This is a genomic window from Xanthomonas sp. 3793, assembly GCF_024806835.1.
Taxonomy (GTDB): domain Bacteria; phylum Pseudomonadota; class Gammaproteobacteria; order Xanthomonadales; family Xanthomonadaceae; genus Xanthomonas; species Xanthomonas arboricola_F.
The window spans coordinates 632,855-653,485 of sequence record NZ_JANTYU010000001.1; the positions used below are offsets into that span (position 1 = coordinate 632,855).

Below are 20,631 nucleotides of genomic sequence, written 5' to 3' on the forward strand. Positions count from 1 at the left end.
GCAACGGAGGGACAACGCGGGGATCGTACGCACGACATGCCTCATTCTGGTTGGGTCACTACGCTCACGGCGCATCGCAGCGGCTGCTGTCGGTGTCGCCGGCAGCCGGCAAAGGTTGCGGGTGCGGTGCCAGCACTTCCCACTCCTGCACGGCCAGCGCGGCGTAACTGCCGGGTTGACCGGAGGCATCCATCAGCAGGCGCACGCAACGTGTGCTGACTGCCGCAAACGACACCGCCTCGTAGCGATCGGTGCGGGTGCCGTAGCGCTCGCGCGTCTGCACCGGATGCCATTGCCCGCCCTGGCGGTATTCCAGGTGCCAGCGCGCCGGCGGCGCCACACCGACCTGCGCGCCGGCCGGGTGATCGGCCCAGAACATCACGCGGCTGCTGTCCAGCGTGACCGGCTGCGCCCAGCTGTACTGGAGCCAGTGCCGTGGCGGATTGTCGGGCGTCCAGCTGCCCCACAGCTGCGGCGGCAGCGGATTGGCCTTGACCACCCCATCGTTGAGCGCGGCCATCCAGTACTGCAGCGGAATATCCGGGCCGTTGGACGCGGTGGCCACGGCTGAGGGCGCCTGATTGCGCTGTGGCGGCAGCGCTGGCTGCGCGCGCCGGCTCGGAGTGACGGTGCGGATGCCGGCCGGCTGGGTGCTGTCGTCCCACTGCAGCGGATCGATCGCCACGCTGCGGCGGAAATGCCCGCCGCCACGCGCATCGGCGGTGTGATAGACCAGATACCACTGCCCCTTGAAGGCGACGATGCCCGGATGCGAGGTGGTCGAGGACACCGGCGGCAGCACGATGCCGCGATAGGTCCACGGCCCCAGCGGCGTGGGTGCGCTCGCATAGGCGATGCACGCGTGATACAGCGTGGGCGTACACGCCGACTCGCGGCCGGCAGTGTTGGCCGCGTAGGCCAGGTAATAGACACCGTTGCGCTTGAACAGCCATGGCGCTTCGAAATAGCCCTTGAGCGTGTCCACCGCGACAGGCGTGCCCTTGAAGCTCACCATGTCGCGCTCCAGCTCCACCCCGAACAACGCGCCGAAGGTGCCCCAGTACAGATACACGCGGCCATCGTCATCGACCAGCACCGTGGGGTCGATGTTCTGGATGGTGTTGCGGTTGGGCACCGACTGCGACACCACCGGCCCTTGCGGATGCGCATCGGTCCACGGGCCGAGCGGGCTGTCGGCCACCGCCACGCCGATCGCGAAGGGATCCGGACTGGATGCGTTGCGCTGCTGCACCGGCGCATACAGGTAATAGCGGCCATCCGGCCCGCGCACGATCTGCGCTGCGTAGGCATGGCGCTGGTCGGCCCAGGCGAACACCTGTTGCGGGCGCAGCAGATCACGGTAATGCGTCCACTGGCCGCTGGCCGGGTCGCTGCTGACGAACATCTGCCAGCCAGGCATGACGAAGGCGTTGCGATCCGGTGGCGCGGTGTCGCGCCCGGCCAGGATGTACAGCTTGCCATCGGCCACCAACGGCGCTGGGTCGGCCGAATAGGTGCTGCCATCGGCGAGGATCGGGTTGCCCGGCGCATGCAGCGGCACACCCCGCGGCGGCACCGCATAGGCGGCCAATGCGGCCAACCACAACGCGCCGGCCAGCGCCAAGGTGCGCGCCAGGCTGCCGATCACCGGGTCGATCCCTGGCGCCGGGTCGGCGTGCTGGCTGGCTTGATCTGCACGTTGAGGGGAACCGACACCGCCCCGGTGGGCGCACGCCCCTGCGCGGTGCCGGTCAGGCCGATCTGCCCGGGTTGCGCGTAACGCGCCGGCGCCAGCGCCGGCCATTGCACCGGCAGGCGCTCGCGCGAGCCGTCGTTGTATTGCACGCTCACAAAGCCCGGCAGCGTGGGCGCCTGCCCGGCCACTGCGCTCACCTCGGGCAAGGCCTGTACGGTGTTGATCTGCCCCGGCGGAGTGGCGCGTACCCAGACCATGGCCTTGACCGGAGCCACGCCCTCCACCAGCCCCTGCACCTCCACCGCACCCTCGCTGCCCAACCGCTCGACCGCCAACTCCGGCCACTGCACCGCCACCGGCAGCACGCTGCCATCGGCAAAGAAGGCATCGACCTGCGGCGGGAACACCGGCAGCTGGCCGGGCGCGGTACGCAGGTCGATCGCTTCCACGCGCGTGGGTAACTCCGAGTGCACCTGCCATTCGTCTACGCCGATGGGCATGCGCCCGTCGGCGCCGGGCTGGGTGGCGAGCACCGCACGCACCGCGGTGGCGACCACCGGCGCAAAGCGGGCGGTGCTGGCGGCACCGCTGGCAGCGGCGGCAATCGGGTAGCCGCCGTCGGCGACGATGTCCTGCCAGCGGCCGTCGTGCAGTGCCTGCAATGTCCAGCTGGCGGGCGCGGCCACCCCGCCGCGGGGCTGGTCGTTCCAGAAGTACAGCGTGCTGGACGACAGCCGCACCGGCCGCGGCCACTGGTACTGCAGCCAGAGCGTGGCCGGTTGTTCGCTCCCGTAACTGCCCCAGCGCCGGCTGCCCTTCGGCTGGCTGCCCGCTGCGGGAACGAACCCGTCGTTGAGCGCCTGCACGCGGTACTGCGAGCCGGTCAGTTGCGCGCTGACCGTGGCCAGCGCGTGCAGGGGCACGCTCTGCAGCACTGGCGCGGCGGGCGCGAGCAGTTGCACGTCGGCATGACCGTCCAATGCACCGTCGTTGGCCGCTAGCCGCACCGTGTACGCACCCGGACGCGTGAAGCGTACCGTCGTATGCACTGCGGCAGGATCTTCGAACACCGCATCGCCACCCTGCGGGCCTTGCAGCATCTGCCAGCGCACCTGCAACGCGCCGTTGGGCAAGCCGTCATCGCCCACCCGGCCGTTCACCATCACCGCGCCATCGGCACCGGGATCGTCCAGCTGCCATGCCTGCACCTGCGGCGGCGCATTGCCGGCAACCGCAGGCGCGGCCAGGCCACTGTCGAAGACCTGGAGTTCCTTGATGCCGGTGCGTGCACTGCCGGCATGGGTCACCACCACGCGCAGCGCCTGCGCACGCAGCGCCGGAAAGCGCACCCGGTTGCGGTTGCCCACGGCGATCGCCGCATCGCGCACCTGCCCGGGAACGGTCTTCCAGTTGCCGGCGCCGTCCTGGTATTGCACGGTATAGATCCACGGCGCGGCGTAGCCGGGATGGGTGCCCGACGGAAAACCATGCTGCACGCCTGCCGGGGCCGAGCTGCGATAGAAATACAGCACCACCTGATCCACCTGCCGCGGCTGGCCCAGGTCCAGCGCGATCCAGTCGCTGGCAGACGGCGAGCCGGCGGTGCCCCAGAACGGGGTATTCGCGGTACTGCCATCCACCGCCGCAGTGGCGGCAAACCCCGGCGTGGCAAAACTGGCGGTGACCTGTGCGCCTTCTGCGAGATTCGTGGTGGCGGTGGCCGGCAGCGTCGCATCCACGCCGGCCTTGCCCAGCAGTTGGGCAAGGCGCGAATCGGCAGCGATCGGCACCTGCGCCATCGACGCCAGTTGCGCCGGATGCGCCTCCAGCACCTGCGCCGCGCCGTTGCCATTGACCGCGTCCGGCGCTGCGCTCACCTGCCCGCTGGCCGGGTCGTAGATCACATGCGCAAGCCTGTCCACGCGAAACGCCAGCGTGCCATCCAGATACACGCTATAGCCCTGCGCGGCCCTGCCGTTGTAATGGCGCCCGTCGCGGTCCCAGACGATGCTCAGATTGCGATCGCGGTAGCGCAGGTTGTCGGCGGCGAAATGGTCCCAGCCGATGTCGATGGGATACAGCTCGATCCTGTCGTCGTTGCGTGGGCGCAGGCCCATCGCGTCCTCGATCATCGTGAAGTTGGTCGCCCCCAGCTGGGTGTGGTGAATCCACGAGCGGTACCCGATCTTGCCGCCATCGCCGGCACTGCCCCTGGCCCAGAATTCGTTCTGGTCGGGGTAGCGGTTGTCGCCGTCGATATAGGGCGCCCATGCATTCCAGTACAGCAGCTTGCGGTAGCTGCGCGCGCTCAGGAACGGGCTGGGGTAATCGCGCAGCGCCTCGCCGAACAGGCGGAACGCCACGGTGGCGTTGATGGTGGAAAAGTTGTTACTGCCCGAATCGGCGCCGCTGCCGCGCGCCTGCAGATCGACCTGATTGGCGGTATAGAACGGAAACAGCGGGTAATGCGCCGCATCGGCGAACAGCCGCAATGCGCGGACATACTTGGGGTCGTAGTCCGGCTCCCCCTGCTTGGGCATCAGGCCCACGCTGAAAGGGTAATAGTTGTTGGTTTCCTTCCAGTCCACCGGCAGGCGCGGCCCTTTGGCCTGGCGATGCTTGAGCAGCTCGCCGTGCAAGCCCACCGAGTCGGCGCTGTCGCTGTGGTCCTGCCACAACACGTCCAGCACCGCCTGGCGGATGCGTTGTGCGGTCGCCTGCATGCGCTGCGCGGTTGCGCTGTCGCCGGCCAGTTGCGCTGCCTGCGCCGCGGCCTGCGCATTGGCGTACACATAGGCGCTTTCGGTGCGATCCATGCGGATTTCGCCGTGCTTGGCCGCCCAGTCGAACGACACCGCATCGGCATCGTTGCCGGTCATCGCTGCCCAGTCGTATTCGATCAGGCCGTTGTGGTTGAGATCGTAGGCAGCCAGTACGCCGTCCACATCGCCGCTGCCGTAGCGGGCCAGTTTTGCGGCCAGTGCGCGCGGGCCTCCATGCAGCTGCATCGAGCGCCAGGCAGCGGCGGTGATGTATTGCGCGTAGGAGTTGGACCAGTTTTCCGGCGAACCGGGGTTGTCGGTGTACTTGCCGCCGCCCGCGGTCTCGCCTGCGCTGAGCCAGCTGCCGTAGGCGTAGCTCGGGTCGCGCAGGTATTTCAGATCGTCCAGGAACATCCCGGTGGTCAGCACGATGGCGTTGTTGTAGCCCAGCACGCCCTCGATGGCGACCGGAAACTGGTAGTCGTTGCCCGGCACGTTGGCATCGAGAAAGTTGAAGCGCAGCACCCACCAGCGATAGAACAGGCTCTTGGTGATGTTCTGCTCTGGCGTGTCCAGATACGGCACGTTGTCCACCCACCAGCGGTTGTAGCTGGCGACGTGCTGCCGGTAGGCCTGTTGCGGCGACTGCGCGGCGATGCGGGTGTACTCGGCCTGCGCCTGCGGCAGTTCGTGCGTGAGCAGGCCCAATTGCAGCTTCAGCGCTGGCGCCTGGCCGCTGGCAGGCACCGCCACCTCGCGTACCAGCTGGTTGCCGTCCACCCGGAAGCCATTGCCGGACAGGCGCGCAAACACCGTGGTGATGGCGTTGTAGGCATCGAACGCGCCGGTCAGCTCCGTGCCATCGGCATGCGGGGCCAGCGGCGAGAGCGCCTGCACCGACAGCGTATGCGCCGCGCCGTCCAGGCTGGACAGCACAATGCTGGCCACCGCCACGTTCTGCTCGGTGATGTACTTGACCAGATGCATCCGTACGCCTGCCGCAGCATCCTCGAACACGGTGCTGAAATAGCTGGGCGTCTGGCGGCGCTGTTGCGGGCGCTCGGTCCATTGCACTGCACGGTCGCCTTGCTTGGAGAGGATGCGCAACAAGGCGTCGTAGTCGGTGGCATGCCAGTACGCCACCTGGCCGACGAAGCCGGGAATCTCGGGCTTGTGCGTGGCCAGAAAGGCCGCGCGGCCTCGGGTGAACAGCCAATCGTTCTTGTCATCGTAGCCGCCGCCGGTGCCTTCGCGGACCAGCATGCGGTCGATCCAGAAATCGTTGCCCGCAGCCTGCCCTGCCCCTCGCGCGAGATCGGCAGCGTAGATCCTGGCAAGTTGCCCACCGGGTGCGAAGGCCACGCCGCTGTCGGGCACCGGATGCGCCAGCCCACGGAAATGCGGGTAGCCGATGTCCGCATTGGCGACAGCCATGGGCGCGTCTTGTGCCGGCTTTGCGATCGCCACCGCCATCCCCACCACCGTGCCGGCCCAGAGCAACCCGGCCAAACCCGCACGCATGCCGCGCCCGTTGCGACACGGCGACATCAACACACGCAACGTGCGCATGCAATGGCTTCGTAGAAGGCGCTTGGCAACTGATTGGCCTGTCGTTGGGAACGCTGCGCTAACCACCACGCCCAGGCGATGACCACCTGCCCGACCCTGCTTGCGCAGGGTCCTGGGCACGCAACCTCAGGCCCGATCTGGCGACGACGGCCCCGGCTAAAGTCGCGCGTACTCCCACGCTGGCCGGATGTCGGGCGTGGCAGCCACAAGCGCTGGCCGCAGGGCCACTGCCTGCGCTCGGCCTTGCGCACCAAAGCAGCACTGCTCGCCTTCCAGCACGCTCGGGATGCAGCTCCCATCCGGCTCAAAATTCCACCCGCAGCCGCGCCCAGAACGAGCGTCCCAGGGTGTCGTAGGTCGTGGCATCGGTATTGGCGGCGTTGGAGTAGCTGTAGAACCGCGGCGGCGCGCGATTGCCCAGGTTGTCCACGCCCATCGCCAGCGTGCTGTGCAGGGTTTCCAGCTTTCGGCTCAGCGACGCATCGTGATAGACCACCGAGCCGATCGGGAAATAGCGGCAGCTGCCGTCGGCATTGGTATCCAGGCAGAAGTCTTCGTACTGGCTCCCGTTGACGGTGTGGCCCAGGTAACGGGTGCTCCAGCTCGCATGCCACGGCCCCTTGTCCCAGGCAAGATTGGCCACCGCGCGCCAGCGCGGCATGTTGCCCCAGCTGGAATTTTCGCCGACGTAATTGTGCGTATCGCCAGCGAAGCGATAATCGGAAAAGAACGTCGCATCCAGACCGGCAGCGAAACTGCCCCACGCCGTGCCGGGCAGCGTGTAGTGGATGCCGGCATCGTAGCCGCGAATATCGACCTTGCCGGTGTTATAGGCAAAGGGCACCGACACGCGCGTCAGCTGCCCGGTCGCATCGCGCTGGATCAGCGGACAAAACGCCGCTTCTCGCCCTTCGAAACAATCGCTGACCACTTGCTGCAGGCTCACGCCGGTCAGCATGTCCTCCAGCACCACGCGCCAGCTGTCCACGTTGAGCGACAGGCCGCGCACCTGGTCCGGGTCGTACACCGCCCCGACGTTGTAGGAGCGGCCACGCTCGGGCTTGAGCTGGAAGCCGACGTTGTTGGCGCCGGAAGTCACCACGTTGAACTGCGCAGTGTTGCTGAAGCTGCCATCGTTGGGCACGTTGGCGCAGGCCGGATTGGGTGCAGCGCCGGCATAGCCGTTGCAGGGGTCCTCGAAATCGCCGGTGGTGTCGATCACCGCGTTATAGGGCGAGCCGTACAGATCGCCCAGCGCGGGGGCGCGGAAGACCTGCGAGCCGGTGGCGCGCACCAGCAGATTGGCGATCGGCCGCCACTCGATCGCCACCTTGCTATTGGTCGTGTTGCCCCAGGCATCGTATTTGGAATAACGCGAGCCCAGATTGAGATTCAAGCTGCTGGCAAACGGCACGTCCTTGAGCAACGGCACCAACAATTCGGCGTAGGCCTCGCGCACCGATTCGTCGCGTCCTTGCTTGAGGATGCAGCCATCGTTGTAATCGCAGTTGCCATCGGCATCGGCGGCGGCCACCTCGCTGCTGGTGCCCTGCGCGAACTTGTTGCTGCGATAGACCAGACCCACCGCTGCCTGCACCGCGCCGGCAGGAAGCTTGAACAGATCGCCGTTGGCGCTGATGTCGACAAACCGCATCTGGCTCTCGTCGATCAGGTCCACCGGCCGCTGGGTGCCGCGCAGCGCGGCGATGGTGGCCGGGTCGTTGGGGTTGAAGATGTTGATCGGCGTGCAGCCGGCGATCACTGCGCCGGGCGTGCCGCACTTGACCACACCATCGCTGTCCAGGAACGAGGCACCGGTGGCGTTGTTCAATGCCGAGGTGATGGAGAAACCGGTCCGCACCAGCGTGTCCTTGTAGCGTGCATACCCCGCCGCCGCATCCCACTGCCAACTGGTGCCTTGCACGCGCCCACGCAGGCCGGCCACGATGTTGGTCTGGAACATCGTGGCGGTATAGACGCGCGTGTTGGCCTGGGTGGAGCGCAGCACGTAGCGGTCCAGCTGATCGCCGAACGGGTTGTAGTAATTGTCGACCGCCCCCTCCATCTCCATGCCGAACGCAGGCAGCTGCGAGGTGGTCTCGCTGCGCGTCCAGAACACGTCGGTGTATGCCTGGATGTCCGGGGTGATGTCGAAGCTGCCATGCAAGGACGCGTTGGTGCGCTTGATCGGCGTGATCAGATACTGCCCGTCGTAGGCGTTGTAGCTGTCGGTCGCCGGATCGTACGGGCGGAACGCGGTTTGGTCGACCGGACCGGGCGGCACCCCGTCGGCCGGCGTCACGCGACGCCCATCGTTGAGGAATGCACGGGTATTGCCGCCGCGGACCTCGCTGACCTGCCCGTTGAAGAACTCCACCAACCTGGCGGCGTAGCGGCGGTCGCCGTTGAACACCGGGTTCATCGAGTTTTGCGAGAGCCCCACGATCAGCCCGCCGCGGTCCCAGGTCTTGCCCCACTCCACGCCCAGCGTGCGGCTGTTGGCATCGCCGTGCGTGCTCTGCGCGTAATCGGCCGTCGCCGCAAAGCCGTCGTACTTGTCCTTGAGGATGATGTTGACCACCCCGCCGATCGCATCGGAGCCATACACCGACGAGGCACCGTCGGTGAGCACCTCCACCCGCTCCACCATCGCCACCGGGATCGCGTTGACATCCACGCCCGGTGCGGACGCCACGCTGCTGGCCGGCCCGGCCATGCGATGGCCGTTGACCAGCACCAGGGTGCGCTCGGGTCCCAGGTTGCGCAGCGACACCAGCGCGCGGCCATGGCTGAAGCCGGAGTTGAGCGCCGGGCCTGGCATAAAGCCGGACATCGCCGGGAGCTGCTGCAGCAACTGGCCGAGCGTGTTTTGCCCGCTGTCTTCGATGCGCTGGCGGTCGATCACGATGACCGGGCTGGCGGTTTCCGCATCCACGCGACGCAGGTGGGTGCCGGTGACATTGACGCGGTCCAGCGTCTGGGTGGCATCGTCGTCGGTCTGGCCGCCTTGCTGCGCGAACGCCGGCGCGGTAGCGATGGACAAGACCAGCACGATCGCATCGATCAACGGACGACGCCTGGAGACACGGCACTGCGACAACAGGGCGGAGCGGCGTGGCGACATCGGAATTCCTTGTGCTTTTAGGGGAAAACAGCAAACCTGCGCGCACGGTCACGCCGCACTGCAGCAGCGCAGGACCAGAGACGAATCACGACACGGACGACATCAGTGAATTGCCGCGCGACGCGGCAACCGGCAAGGCAGGACGACGATGCTGCTGCTCTCCCCCTGAGAGCACGTAACCAATGCAGCGCAAGCCACGCAAAAAAATCTTGCAGCAACGACGCGCCAGCGTCTTGACGAATTTATCCGGCACGCGTGCGGAAATTCACGTGCTTTTGCCACACTGTCGACATAAAGCGCGGCGACGCAGGGCAAGCGGTTGTCGCTTATAACCGACAACTGCCGGATCGACCATGCGCGCCTGATGGCAGCGCAGTGGCGGTATCGATCGCTACAGGGCGAGCGTTATGGCATGCCCCCTGCAGACACCATGAAAAGTAACCTTGTTACCGACCGCGCAGGATCCGGCATTCGATGCCGAGCGCCGCACTCAGCAAGCGCCGCGCCTGGATGTCGGCACGGCAACGCCGTGCATCACCCGTACCAGGCCTGCACCTGCACCTCTGCAGCGCTGTGCGACAACCCAACCCGATCCGCATGCGGGCCTTGCAGACGGGCTGGTTGGCCATCGACCAGCACGCGTTGCAGCCGCGTACCGGCTGGCGCGCGCAGCGTCAGCCAGGTGCGCTCCGGAGCGCGCTCGGGCAGTTGTACCTGGGCATCGATGCGGCGTGCGGCGGTATCGGTGCGCAAGCGCAGCGTGACGGCGCCCCAGCGTGTCGGTGCCGCCGTCATGCCGACCGCTTCGCCGCTAGCCAGCCATGCACGCGGCACGGCGCGCGCCAGAAACAATTGCTCGCCCGCGCTATCGTCGCTGACCAGCATCCAGCGCAACAGCAGCGGGATGGTCATCTGCGCCGGCATGCAGAACAGCGGCATGCCACCGGTGATACCGCTGACCTCGCCTGCCGTCCAACTGCCACGCGTATGCACCTGGTACCGGTGCGCGTAGACGAACAGCAGATACTCTTCGATGCGATCCAGGCGCAACAGCTGCTGCGCATACCCGTAGGAAATGAAGCCCAGCAGATCGCGGCTACCCGGCTCCGGTGGCGCGATGTTGGCCACCACGCCGATGCTGGTGCCGCCATGGCCACGCAGGCAGTCGATCACCAGGTGAGCCAGATCGTCGGGCAGCACATCGGCCTGCAGCAACTCGGCATAGGCGCGATGCGGCCACTGCTGCTCACTGGGTTTTTCCTGCAGCAACGATTGGCGAAACGTCAGTCGGGTGCCCGGCAGCGGGCCGACATACGGTGGCGACAGATCGCGGCGCACGTTGGCGCGCAGGCTGGCGTGCAGCCGTGTGCGCAGTTGCTTTGCGCGGCGCTGCCATTGCGTTGCCACCGCCGCATCGCCACCCAGCGTGCCCCAGACCTGCGCGATGTCCTCCCACCCGCGAATGGTCAGCGCGCTGTTGGCGTAGTACGGCTTCCACCATAGCGACGGATCGGGGAACAGGCAGGCATCGGATTCGTTCCAGCCATGCAACAAGCCGTGACCATGCGCGTTGCGCGGCAACGCCAAGGCCTGGTCGTGCAACGTGCACAATACCTGCGCAGTGGCCGCGATCTTGGGCAGCAATCGACGCAAGCGCGCCGCATCGCCGGTGTAGCGCAGGTAGCGCGCCAGCAGCGACAAGGTCAGGCCGAATTGCCCCACCTCCGGCCCCCGCATGTTCGGCATGCCGTCGTCCTGCACGAACGCATCGAAATAGTTGTCCAGCACCGCAGCGGCCTGGGCAAAACGGCCCCACTCCAGATTGGCGTAGAGCGAGCTGGTAAAGGTGTCCTGGAAGCCGTCGTACTCGTTGCCGTAATAGTCGCGCTCCACCGCACCGTACTTCGGGTAGTCGCCACCCGGGCGCACCACCAGTTCGCGCGCGAAGGCGAACTGCGCCATGGCGTTCCAGCTGGCATCGGGGAGTTGCGCCTGCACCGTGCCCTCCATGGTCTGCTGCCAATACGCGGCGAAATCGATCAACGCTGCGTAGAAGTGCTCGGCAGTGGCCGCGGTGCGCACGCCGCCGAATGCGGGATAGCTGTTCGTGTAGTGCACCGCCACGATCTGCCCGCTGCGGACCTGCATGGTGCGGTGCCAGGTCTGCACCACGAAGCGGTCGCTGGCACGCACATCGGCAAACACCAGCACGTCGTACCAGGCATCGGCCTCGCCTTCGCGACGCATCACCTTGCGCACCGCCGGCATCCAGCCGCCCAACATGCCTTCTTCGCGCCGTTTGATCAGCGCCTCTTCGCCAAGTTCGGTGAAGGCATGTTCCGGCCGCGAAGTACGGCTACGGCCGTTGGGCAGGATCGGCATCGTGTCCAGGCTTTCGCGCGTGCCGACGAAGGTGGTCCACGGCCAGCGGCCACCATTGTCCTTGGGATCGAGCAGCGAGGCCGGCGGCGGCGCGACATCGCGCACCTGCGCCTCGTCCGGGTCGCCATCGCGCAGCAAGCGATCGGCGAGCAGGTCGGCATCGGCCATCGCCACCTGTGCCAGCGGCATGCCGAAGTACGGGGCCGCTGCAGCCGGATAGGCGGCTTCGGTGTATTTGTCCAGGCGCAGCATGCCGCTATCGGTCCACAGCGTGAGCTGGCCCTGCGGGTCGTCGAGATGCTCGTAGACGCTCCACTGCTTCTGCAGGTGTTCAAAACTGCACAGCTTGCTGCCCACGTGCGCGGCTGAAGGCAAGGCCTCCAGCCGCGGTCGCAGTGCTGCGGGCGATGCGGCCACGTTGGCCGACACCGCATGACCCGCCAGCGCCGCGCCTGCACCCACGGCCGCGGTCGCTGCCATGCCCTGCCGCAGAAAGGTTCTCCGGTCCATCGTCGCGCCCTTGAATGGTCTTGACGCATCCTGCGCGCCCGTGCCCGCGACGTCTTGTGGCAGCGCTCCGACGCAGGTGCGGAAATCTGCATACCGACCAAGCCGTTGGCGGGTACCGGGGTGCCTGCTACGACCTTGCGGCATGCGGGCAACGTTGGCCTCAGTCACATGGTCTGAGGCGTGCATGGACGCCGCTGGACCGGCTGCGTTGATGGACTCACCGGCATCTCTCAATGCCGCACAGTCGCTGAGTTCATACCGCAGTGCATGGCGCATCGATCCTGCCTGCCGGCGATGGATGGACCTTGGCGGTCACTGCAAACAGCGTGCGCTGCGTTGCCATTCGCCCACATGCGCGCTGCACGACGCACTACCAGTCGGCACGTGGCTGGGAGCAAGTCATCAAGACTTGCCTGACGTAGCCACCGACCTGTTGCACGCGGTGCCTGAAGCGCGCCGCGGTGGATGCTCCGGCACCGGGCAGGCACGACCGAAGGATGCGCCCGCGCCATCCCTGCCATTTGGCTGCATGATTTTCCGGCCGGGTTCGGTGCGGCGGTATCGGCCACACTCGCTGCACTTTTACTGCCGCAGGGTGGGCCTGCGGCGGCGCAAATACGATTACCCGCAAGGACCGTCATGCAGCCCCGAGCACCCCGCAAGTCGAACCGCGTCGACGCGGCAGCGTCGCGTCCTGCTACAGCATCCATGTCGACCACGTTGCTGCACTCCCGCCGATTGTGCATCGCGTTGCTGGCGCTCATCGCACCCGGTATCGCGCAAGCGCAGGTGGACCTGTCGCAGCTGGATGCCGAGATGGCCGCGCCACGCACCCAGGTGCTGGTCCTCGGCAGCGTGCACCTGTCGCAGTTGCCCGCCGGTAGCGACATCAGTACAGCACGGCTGCAACCGGTGCTGGACCGGTTGGCGGCCTACAAGCCGACCATCATCACGACGGAGGATCTGTCGGGCGAAACCTGCGATTTGATGCGATGGCATCCTGCGGTGTATCTGCCCGAGGACACTGCAAGCTATTGCCCGGACACCAGCGAGGCAGCGCACGCGACCGGGCTGGATGCTCCCGCCGCCATCGGCAAGGTGCGTGCAATGCTCAAGACCTGGCCGCGCCTGCCCACAGCGGCGCAACGCCGACAACTCACCGCGCTGTTCCTGGCCTCGGGCGATCCGGCGTCTGCGTTGGTGCAGTGGTTGCAGCTTGCGCAGGCCGAGCAGCGGGCCGGCGACGGGTTGGATGTTGCGCTGGTGGCACAGCTGCGCAGCGCAGAGAAACGCCCAAACGAAAGTCAGCAGATTGCTGCACGCCTGGCGGCACGCCTTGGCCTGCAGCGCGTCTACCCGGTGGACGATCACACCGGCGACAACGTGGACCTGGGTGACCCTGTCGCCTATGGCAAGGCGATCCAGGCCGCGTGGGACAAAGCTGCGCCGCGTGCGCAGGCCATGCGTGAGCGCGAAGACCAACTTGCCAGCGAAGGCAAGTTGCTGGAGCTCTATCGCGCAATCAACCTGCCGGCCAGTCAGCAGTTGGCGATTGCGGTGGATTTTCGCGCCGCATTGAGCGAAAACTCGCCGCAACACTACGGCTATCGCTACGTATCCGGCTGGGAAATCCGCAACCTGCGCATGGTGTCGAATGTCCGCGCCAGCTTTGCCGAGCAACCCGATGCGCGCGTGCTGGCAGTCGTCGGCGCCATGCACAAGCCCTGGTTAGACAATCTGCTGGGGCAACTGCAGGGCGTGGATACTGTCGACGCGGAAAAGGTGCTGGGCACCGACGGGAAGTGACCGGCAGTGCGTACAACGACTTCAGCGTGACGCCCTGAATCAAGCACCTGGTCGGTCGAGTATGCGACGCCTTCGCCGTTTGCGGGAGCAGCGTGTCCCGTGACGGCGGGCGGGCAAGGGCCCGGCAGCCAAGCACCAGACCGACTGCTCTACCGCTGATCCATCCGCACTTCCAAGCCCTCGATACGCAACCCACAACGCAGTCGAGACCTGGAATGGTGGCGTTGTTTGGCCGCGCTCGGATGTTTGAATCAACAGCTCGGTGCGTCGAGGGCGCGGTGCCCTCGCCGCTTGCGGGACACGCCGTGAATCCGTCCGTGGAGGCTCGATGGCGGCATCCATGCCGCCAACGGTCCCGCAAGCGGCGAGCACACCGCGCCAGACAGTTTGCTGGCTGCTTTACTGAAAACCATGCACACCGACCCTCTCGACAGGTCCTTGCCCGCCCACCGTCGCGGGACCTTACGCGGCATGGATGCCGCGTAAGAGCCTCCATGGACGGATTCACGGCGTGTCCCGCGATGGTGGGCGGGCAAGGACCCTGCAGCCAAGTGACAGATCAGCCGCTCTACGTTTGCAGGCTATCCGCATAGTCCGTTCGTCCGCAGACAAGACAAGCGCACTATTGAGTCGCTTCTCGATACCCGCATCAGCAGCAGCCATCAATCTGCTGACTCAGACATGCAGAGCGTGCATCTACCCAGGTGTCACCAGGCGGGACTAGCTCGCCGGCCGTGTACCCCAAGCACCAGATCGACAACCGGCGTTTGTCCCATCCAGCTGCTCAGGTCAGCACGTCCAGCAAGCTGCCCAGCATCTGGTCCGAGCGCCGCAATACAGTGGCATTGGCCTGGAAATCGTTGCGCGCCGACAGCCCGTCGACCAGATCGGTGACCGGCGCCGACGGATCGGACGCGTCATCGACCAGGCTGGCCGCCACACCGCCATTGGCCTGCGTGCTGGCGGTCACGGACTGACGCGGGCTACCGTCCACCGGTTGGCGGGCGACGTTGCTGGCGGCCACCTGCTGACGCAGCGCGGCGACCTGCATTCCGGAACTGGCGATGCTGCTGATGCTCATGGTGGCTCCGTTACGCAAGTGAGTGAAGGACCGCGGGAAATTCAATGGAGTGAGGCACTGCGGGCAAGGGCATGCTGGCAAACCTACGGACGGAGTCGCCGCAGCGCCTGCATCCGTCAATAGGTTCCGACCCGCACCCGCAACACCACCGGTTCGGGACTGCTGGAACCCCCGCGGCCGAAGTTGAGCCCGTAGTCGGTCTGGTCGCCGTTGAGCTGTTTTTCCGCCTGCCAGCGCCCGTCCACATACCGCCCCTGCTCCACCCGCAACAGTTGCCCATGACGGGTATCGGCTGCCTCGCGGAAAAATTCAATGCGCGCGGCCATGCCGGTGACCAGAAACTCCTCCGGCCCCAGCTGCGCCACCAGCAGCCGCCCGGCGTGGTCGTCGTTGCCCGGCAGGATCGCCGGCGCATCGCCCCACATCGGCGCCCCGAACGACACCTTGGCCTGCCAATCGCCAAAGCGCAGCGTGCGCTGCGGCATGCCAGGCTGCTCGGCCACGCCTTGCAGGCGGCCTTCGAATGCGGCCTGCGCCAACACGCGCTGCAACGGCGCCAGCAACTGGAAGTTGGCCGCATGCGCGGCGGTGGCGGCCCGATTGGCCTCGCTGTCCGGGTTGCCATCCATGCCGAAGATCGAGAAGCCCACCCCGCCCTGCCCCAGTACATGAAACAGGTATGGCGCCGTCGCCGCCTCGAAGCCGGTCTCCGACACCCAGGCCGGATTGTCCGGCCGCGCGTACTGGCCGATGACCTTGGTGTATTCGTTGTAGTCGCTGGTGTAGATGTCGGTGCCGATGAAGTCGATCGACGGGGTTGCCGCACGCCAAAGCGCGAACACATTCACCGTGGCGCCGCCGGACGGGTAATCCATGCCCGGGTAACGCTTGCCCTTGTAGCGCAGCCAGGTGTTGACGTAGAGCGGCAGCGGATACGCACGCTTGCCGGCCGCGGCCACCTGTTCGATATACGCGGCGGTGGCATGCGCGTTGAAGGCTTCTGCCGCCTCGGCACCGAACACCTGCTGCCAGCTGCCCTGCGGCTTGCCCAGCGCCTGCGCGATCGCCGCGGGCACCGGTTGTGCGAACGCCGCCTCGCCGGCCTGGCCGTGGTCGCGTACCGTGCCGATGGCGCCAGGCTCGTTTTCCACCTGCACCAGGATCACCGTGTGGCGCTCGCCATCGACCTTGCGCAGATGCTGCATCAACGCGGTGAACGCACGCGCATCGGCCTGCACGTTGGCATCCACATGCGGCGACAGCACATCCACCGGCTCGCCATTGGCATCGCGCATGCGCGGGTAGGTGGCGTCGTCGCGCTTGATCCACTCCGGCACGTAATGCATCTGGCCGTTCTTCCAGCTGCCGAACCACAGCAAGGCCACGCGTAGGCCGCGCTTGCGTGCGCCGGCGATCAACGCATCCACATTGGTGGTGTCGAAGCGGCCTGGCGCCGGCTCGAACTGCTCCCAGTACACCGGCGCTTCCACGGTGTTGGCATGCAGCGCCACCACCTCGTCCAGCGCCTGCGGCAATACCGCCGGCCACGCGCTGGAGTTGTGCAGCTGCGCGGCCAGGATCGTGTACGGCGCTCCGTCGACGAAGACCGCGTGGCGGCCGTTCTGGCTGACGAAGCGCGGCATTTCTTCTGCGCACGCTGCCGGTGCCATCGCGGCTGTCAGCAACGACAGCACACACAGGCAGACAACCGCGCGGCCACGCCAGCGCAAGGCGAATAAACGGGAAAACAGCATCAGCGAGCCTCCGGGGCGGATGAATTCCAGTGCGGCGTGGGCTGCCCTAGCAGGTGGCGCACGAAGAAGTCGTACTGGCGACGCTGCACGTAGTCGATCGGCCCGCTGGAGCGGCCCACCGAATGTTCGCCGCCCGGCACATTGAGCAGGTCGAAGTCCTTGCCGGCCTTGACCAGGGCGTCCACCACCTGCGCGGTGGACGCCGGATCCACGTTGCTGTCCTGCTCGCCGACGATCAGCAGCAGGTCGCCCTGCAGCCTGGCCGCGTTCACCACTCCCGAGGCAGCGGCATAGCTGGCGTCCACCGGCCAGCCCATCCACTGCTCGTTCCAGCTGATCTTGTCCATGCGGTTGTCGTAGCACCCGGCAAACGCCACGCCCACCTTGTAGAAGTCCGGGTGACGTTCCAGCGCGCCCAAGGTGCTTTGCCCGCCAGCCGAGGCGCCGTAGATGCCGACCCGGCCGATGTCGTAGGACCGGTCCTTTGCGGCGAGCGCACGATGCCAGGCAATACGATCGGGAAAGCCGGAATCGCTCAGGTTCTTCCACGCCACGTCATGAAAGGCCTTGGAACGGTTGGCGGTGCCCATGCCGTCGATCATCACCACGATGAAACCCAGATCGGCCTGCGCCTGCATGCCGATCTGCTTGTCGCCGCCGGAGTGATAGCCGAACGGCCAGAACGTCTTCGGCACGAAGGAGTCGTGCGGGCCGGCGTAGATGTTTTCGATCACCGGATACTTTTTGCGCGGGTCGTAATCGCGTGGCCGCACCACCATGCCCCAGATGTCGGTGCTGCCGTCGCGGCCCTTGGCAACGAAGGTTTCCGGCGCACGCCAGCCGGCGGCAAGCAAGCGCTCGATGTTGCCGCGCTCCACCTGCTGCAACAGCCGGCCATCGATGGCATGCAGCTCCATCACCGGCGGCAGGTCCGGGCGCGAATAGACATCGACGTAATGCCGCCCATCGTCTGCAATGGCCACCTCGTGATCGGCATCGACGGCGGTCAATCGGTGAAGGTTCCGTCCATCGAAATCCACGCTGTAGAGCTGCCGGTAGTACGGGTCCTTGCCCGCATCCATGCCGCTGGCGGTGAACCAGATGCGGCGCTGTGCATCGTCGACCTTCAGCACATCGCGCACCACCCAGGCCCCGCGGGTGAGTTGGCGCCTGGGCTTGCCGCTGCGTCCATCGAACAGATACAGATGCCGCCAGCCATCGCGCTCGGAGATCCACACGATCTCGTTGCCATGCGCGTCCACCTCGTGACGAAAGCTGCGGTCCGCATAGACGAAGGTACGCGCGTCTTCGGCCACGGCCACATGCGCCCGCCCGCTGCGGGCATCCACCGCAATCACGCGCATGTGCTGAAAGCCGCGCTGCACATACTCAAAGCTCACGCTGCGCCCATCTGCCCGCCATTGCAGCGGCGACAACGAATACGGCGTGGCAAACAGCGCGTTGTCCACCACGCGCCGCGTGCCATCCACCGCCAGCAGCACCGGCCGTTCCACATCCACCGCATCGCCCGGCTTGGGATAAAGCTGGGTATGCACTACCGGCTGAAGGCGTCCGGCAGGCGCGGCCTCCACACGCGTCACCCGGCGCGCAGTGCCCGGCCGCACCCGATACACCGCCAGCTGTTGCGAATCGGGCGACCAGGCAATGCTGTCCGGATCGAAATAATCCTCGGCGCGGCCATCGTCGGTGCGCTGCACCAGCTGACCATCGGCCACCCGGCGCACGATCAGGTTCCAGCCATCGGCCAGCGCTTCCCATTGCCCGTCGGGCGAACGGCGCGGGGTGGTGTCGGCCGCCACCTCCGGGTCGCGCACCACGCCAAAGCCGCGCGGTCGCTGCTGCGACTGCGGCTGCCTGTCGCGGGCATCGGGCGCGCATTGATACGTGGTCAACGTACAGCGCCAGGGAGCATCGTCGATGGCGAACACGATCGCGCCGTCTTCGCGCGTTCCTTCCTGCGAGTACGCAAACCGCTCGAACGGCAACGTCAACGCCGCATAGGCGGTGCCGGTGGCGGCCTGCAGCGCCTGTGCCACGCGCGCCTGGTCGAAGGCCGGTTGCTTGTGCAGCGTGGCCACATCTACGCGGACGAAGGCAAATCCGCCGGGTACGGTCTTGCGGTAATAGAACGTGCCATCGTCCTGCCATTGCGCCGGCCAGGCGACGTTTTCGGTCAGCGTGCTCCAGTGCGCGCGCAGGCCAAGCGAACGCTGGTAATCGGCCACCCAGGGCGCCGCCTGCGCAGTGGCGGCGAGCAACAGGATGCAGGCGGCCATGGCGCGCGAGACCTGCACTGCCCATGCGGGACGCCGCGCGTCACTCGCCATCGTCTTCTTCCAGCGCCAGTTCATCGCTGCGCAGGCCGCTGCGTGCGCCCCAGTGATAGATGAAGAACGCAATCACCGCCACGCTCAGCGTATCGAACGGATGCGCGATCCAGCCGTGCCCGCCGAACGTACCGGCCCAGGACACCGCCATCACCAGCACGAAGAACACGATCAACCACAACGACGCGCGCACCTGCCGCAGCAAGCGCGCCCTGCCCTCGCGCGCTGGCAGCCGATACAGCACGTACAGGACAAAGGCGAGCACTTGCAGGCCAAGCAGCCACGACAAGGTCGGCCAGGTGGACCAGTACACGATCAACGCGGCCACCATGAACGACAGCGGCCCCAGCACGCTCAGCCCGCGCACGAAGAAAGGCCGCGGCAAGTCCGGCGCGCTGCGGCGTAACGCAGCCACCGTCACCGGCGCCACCGCATAGCTCAGCACCAGGGCCGCCGACACCACACCGATCAGCGTCTCCCATGACGGGAACGGCAGCGTCCAGAAGATCGACAGGCCCAGGCTCAGCCACAACGCCGGACGCGGGATCCCCGATTGCGGATCCACCCGCGTCAGCACCGGCAGGAACCCGCCGCTGCGCGCCCAGCCATACACCACGCGCGGCGTGGCATTCATGTAGATGTTGCCGGTGCCGCTGGGCGAAACCATCGCATCGCAGATTACCAGCGCCGCCAGCCAAGCCATGCCCAACGCCAGCGCGATATCGTGATAAGGCAACGAAAACGCCTTGTCGATGCCGCTCCAGCCCTGCGCCAGTTGCGCCGCCGGGATGCTGCCCAGAAAGGCCAGCTGCAGCAGCACGTAGATCACCGTGGACAGCGCCACCGACAGGATCAGCGCGATGGGAATATTGCGCTGCGGGTCGCGCACCTCGCTGGCCACCGACACGATGGGGGTCAGGCCCAGGTAGGCAAAGATGATCCCGCCGGCGGAGATCGCCGCTTCCACCCCGGCCATGCCCGACGGCGCGAAACCATGCACGCTCAGGTTGCCTGCATTGAAGTGCTTCATCAGCAGCACGATTACCAGGATCGGCACCAGAAACTTGAAGATGCTGACGATGTTGTTGGCCAGCGCAAACGTCTTGACGCTGAAGTAGTTCAGCACGAAGAAGAGCAACAGCAAGACCAGTTGCGCCAACCAGCCCCAGACGCTGGGATGGCTGCTGCCTGGCTGACTCAGCCACGGGAACCACGCCGCCGCATATTGCCGCGCCGCTTCCACTTCGATCGCAATCAGGCTGGAAAACGCGATCAGGGTGATGAAGCCGGTCAACGAACCCAGCAAGCCACCGTGCGAATACTCCGGATAGCGCACCACCCCGCCGGCGCGCGGCAGCGCGGCACCGAGCTCGCAGTACACCAGCCCCAGCAACAACACCGCAATGCCGCCAAGTATCCACGACAGGATGCCGGCCGGGCCGGCGATAGAAGACACATGGCTTGCGGAAAACAACCACCCCGAGCCGAAGATGGAACCCAGGCCGATGAAGGTCAGGTCGGTCAGGCTCAGTCGCTTGTGGAACTTGCCTTGCGTGGTCGCACCGTGTGTGGTCATAGCTGGCCCCGAACGAATGGAAA

At 66.5% G+C, this 20,631-nt stretch carries 9 protein-coding genes and 1 pseudogene; 1 reads left to right on the plus strand and 9 read right to left on the minus strand.

All coding sequences use genetic code 11. The features are described 5' to 3' along the window. Nucleotides 1-64: 64 nt before the first annotated feature. The 4 genes from FHY18_RS02615 to FHY18_RS02630 all read right to left on the minus strand — a co-directional run bounded on the left by FHY18_RS02615 (nucleotide 65) and on the right by FHY18_RS02630 (nucleotide 12,043). Nucleotides 65-1,648 carry a family 43 glycosylhydrolase gene (locus FHY18_RS02615; RefSeq protein ID WP_259150816.1) on the minus strand — a complete coding sequence of 528 codons (1,584 nt, stop codon included), beginning with the start codon at nucleotides 1,646-1,648 and terminating at the stop codon, nucleotides 65-67. Beyond that, nucleotides 1,645-6,006: an Ig-like domain-containing protein gene (locus tag FHY18_RS02620; RefSeq protein ID WP_259152463.1), complete on the minus strand. Its 4,362-nt coding sequence runs from the start codon at nucleotides 6,004-6,006 to the stop codon at nucleotides 1,645-1,647. Before FHY18_RS02620 ends, FHY18_RS02615 begins: the two co-directional genes overlap by 4 nt. A gap of 325 nt (nucleotides 6,007-6,331) precedes the next feature. Then, entirely contained in the window at nucleotides 6,332-9,151 is a 2,820-nt protein-coding gene (locus FHY18_RS02625) for a TonB-dependent receptor (RefSeq protein ID WP_259150819.1), read from the minus strand. A gap of 534 nt (nucleotides 9,152-9,685) precedes the next feature. Further along, nucleotides 9,686-12,043 carry a Tat pathway signal protein gene (locus FHY18_RS02630; protein WP_259150820.1) on the minus strand — a complete coding sequence of 786 codons (2,358 nt, stop codon included), beginning with the start codon at nucleotides 12,041-12,043 and terminating at the stop codon, nucleotides 9,686-9,688. Nucleotides 12,044-12,751: 708 nt separating this feature from the next. Here FHY18_RS02630 and FHY18_RS02635 point away from each other — a divergent pair. Beyond that, complete coding sequence (locus tag FHY18_RS02635; RefSeq protein WP_259150822.1) at nucleotides 12,752-13,849, plus strand: DUF5694 domain-containing protein; 1,098 nt, start codon at nucleotides 12,752-12,754, stop codon at nucleotides 13,847-13,849. Nucleotides 13,850-14,100: 251 nt separating this feature from the next. Here the strand turns inward: FHY18_RS02635 and FHY18_RS02640 are convergent. The 5 genes and pseudogenes from FHY18_RS02640 to FHY18_RS02660 all read right to left on the minus strand — a co-directional run bounded on the left by FHY18_RS02640 (nucleotide 14,101) and on the right by FHY18_RS02660 (nucleotide 20,608). After that, a pseudogene (locus FHY18_RS02640) lies at nucleotides 14,101-14,353 on the minus strand (hypothetical protein). Between the two features lie 280 nt (nucleotides 14,354-14,633). Further along, nucleotides 14,634-14,930: a hypothetical protein gene (locus FHY18_RS02645; protein WP_259150823.1), complete on the minus strand. Its 297-nt coding sequence runs from the start codon at nucleotides 14,928-14,930 to the stop codon at nucleotides 14,634-14,636. A gap of 116 nt (nucleotides 14,931-15,046) precedes the next feature. Then, the gene (locus FHY18_RS02650; protein ID WP_259152464.1) at nucleotides 15,047-16,687 is read right to left on the minus strand and encodes a DUF5597 domain-containing protein; all 1,641 of its coding nucleotides are present in this window, start codon (nucleotides 16,685-16,687) and stop codon (nucleotides 15,047-15,049) included. Beyond that, complete coding sequence (locus FHY18_RS02655; RefSeq protein ID WP_259150826.1) at nucleotides 16,684-19,032, minus strand: S9 family peptidase; 2,349 nt, start codon at nucleotides 19,030-19,032, stop codon at nucleotides 16,684-16,686. The genes FHY18_RS02650 and FHY18_RS02655 overlap by 4 nt, the downstream gene beginning before the upstream one ends. After that, nucleotides 19,022-20,608: an APC family permease gene (locus FHY18_RS02660; RefSeq protein WP_259150829.1), complete on the minus strand. Its 1,587-nt coding sequence runs from the start codon at nucleotides 20,606-20,608 to the stop codon at nucleotides 19,022-19,024. Before FHY18_RS02660 ends, FHY18_RS02655 begins: the two co-directional genes overlap by 11 nt. Between the last annotated feature and the right edge of the window lie 23 nt (nucleotides 20,609-20,631).

What these genes read in the sequence shown, in the direction of transcription:
- FHY18_RS02620 (WP_259152463.1), bottom strand. Translation starts at nt 6,006, where the DNA reads ATGTCGCCGTGTCGCAACGGGCGCGGCATGCGTGCGGGTTTGGCCGGG.
- FHY18_RS02625 (WP_259150819.1), bottom strand. Translation starts at nt 9,151, where the DNA reads ATGTCGCCACGCCGCTCCGCCCTGTTGTCGCAGTGCCGTGTCTCCAGG.
- FHY18_RS02630 (WP_259150820.1), bottom strand. Translation starts at nt 12,043, where the DNA reads ATGGACCGGAGAACCTTTCTGCGGCAGGGCATGGCAGCGACCGCGGCC.
- FHY18_RS02635 (WP_259150822.1), top strand. Translation starts at nt 12,752, where the DNA reads ATGTCGACCACGTTGCTGCACTCCCGCCGATTGTGCATCGCGTTGCTG.
- FHY18_RS02645 (WP_259150823.1), bottom strand. Translation starts at nt 14,930, where the DNA reads ATGAGCATCAGCAGCATCGCCAGTTCCGGAATGCAGGTCGCCGCGCTG.
- FHY18_RS02655 (WP_259150826.1), bottom strand. Translation starts at nt 19,032, where the DNA reads ATGGCGAGTGACGCGCGGCGTCCCGCATGGGCAGTGCAGGTCTCGCGC.
- FHY18_RS02660 (WP_259150829.1), bottom strand. Translation starts at nt 20,608, where the DNA reads ATGACCACACACGGTGCGACCACGCAAGGCAAGTTCCACAAGCGACTG.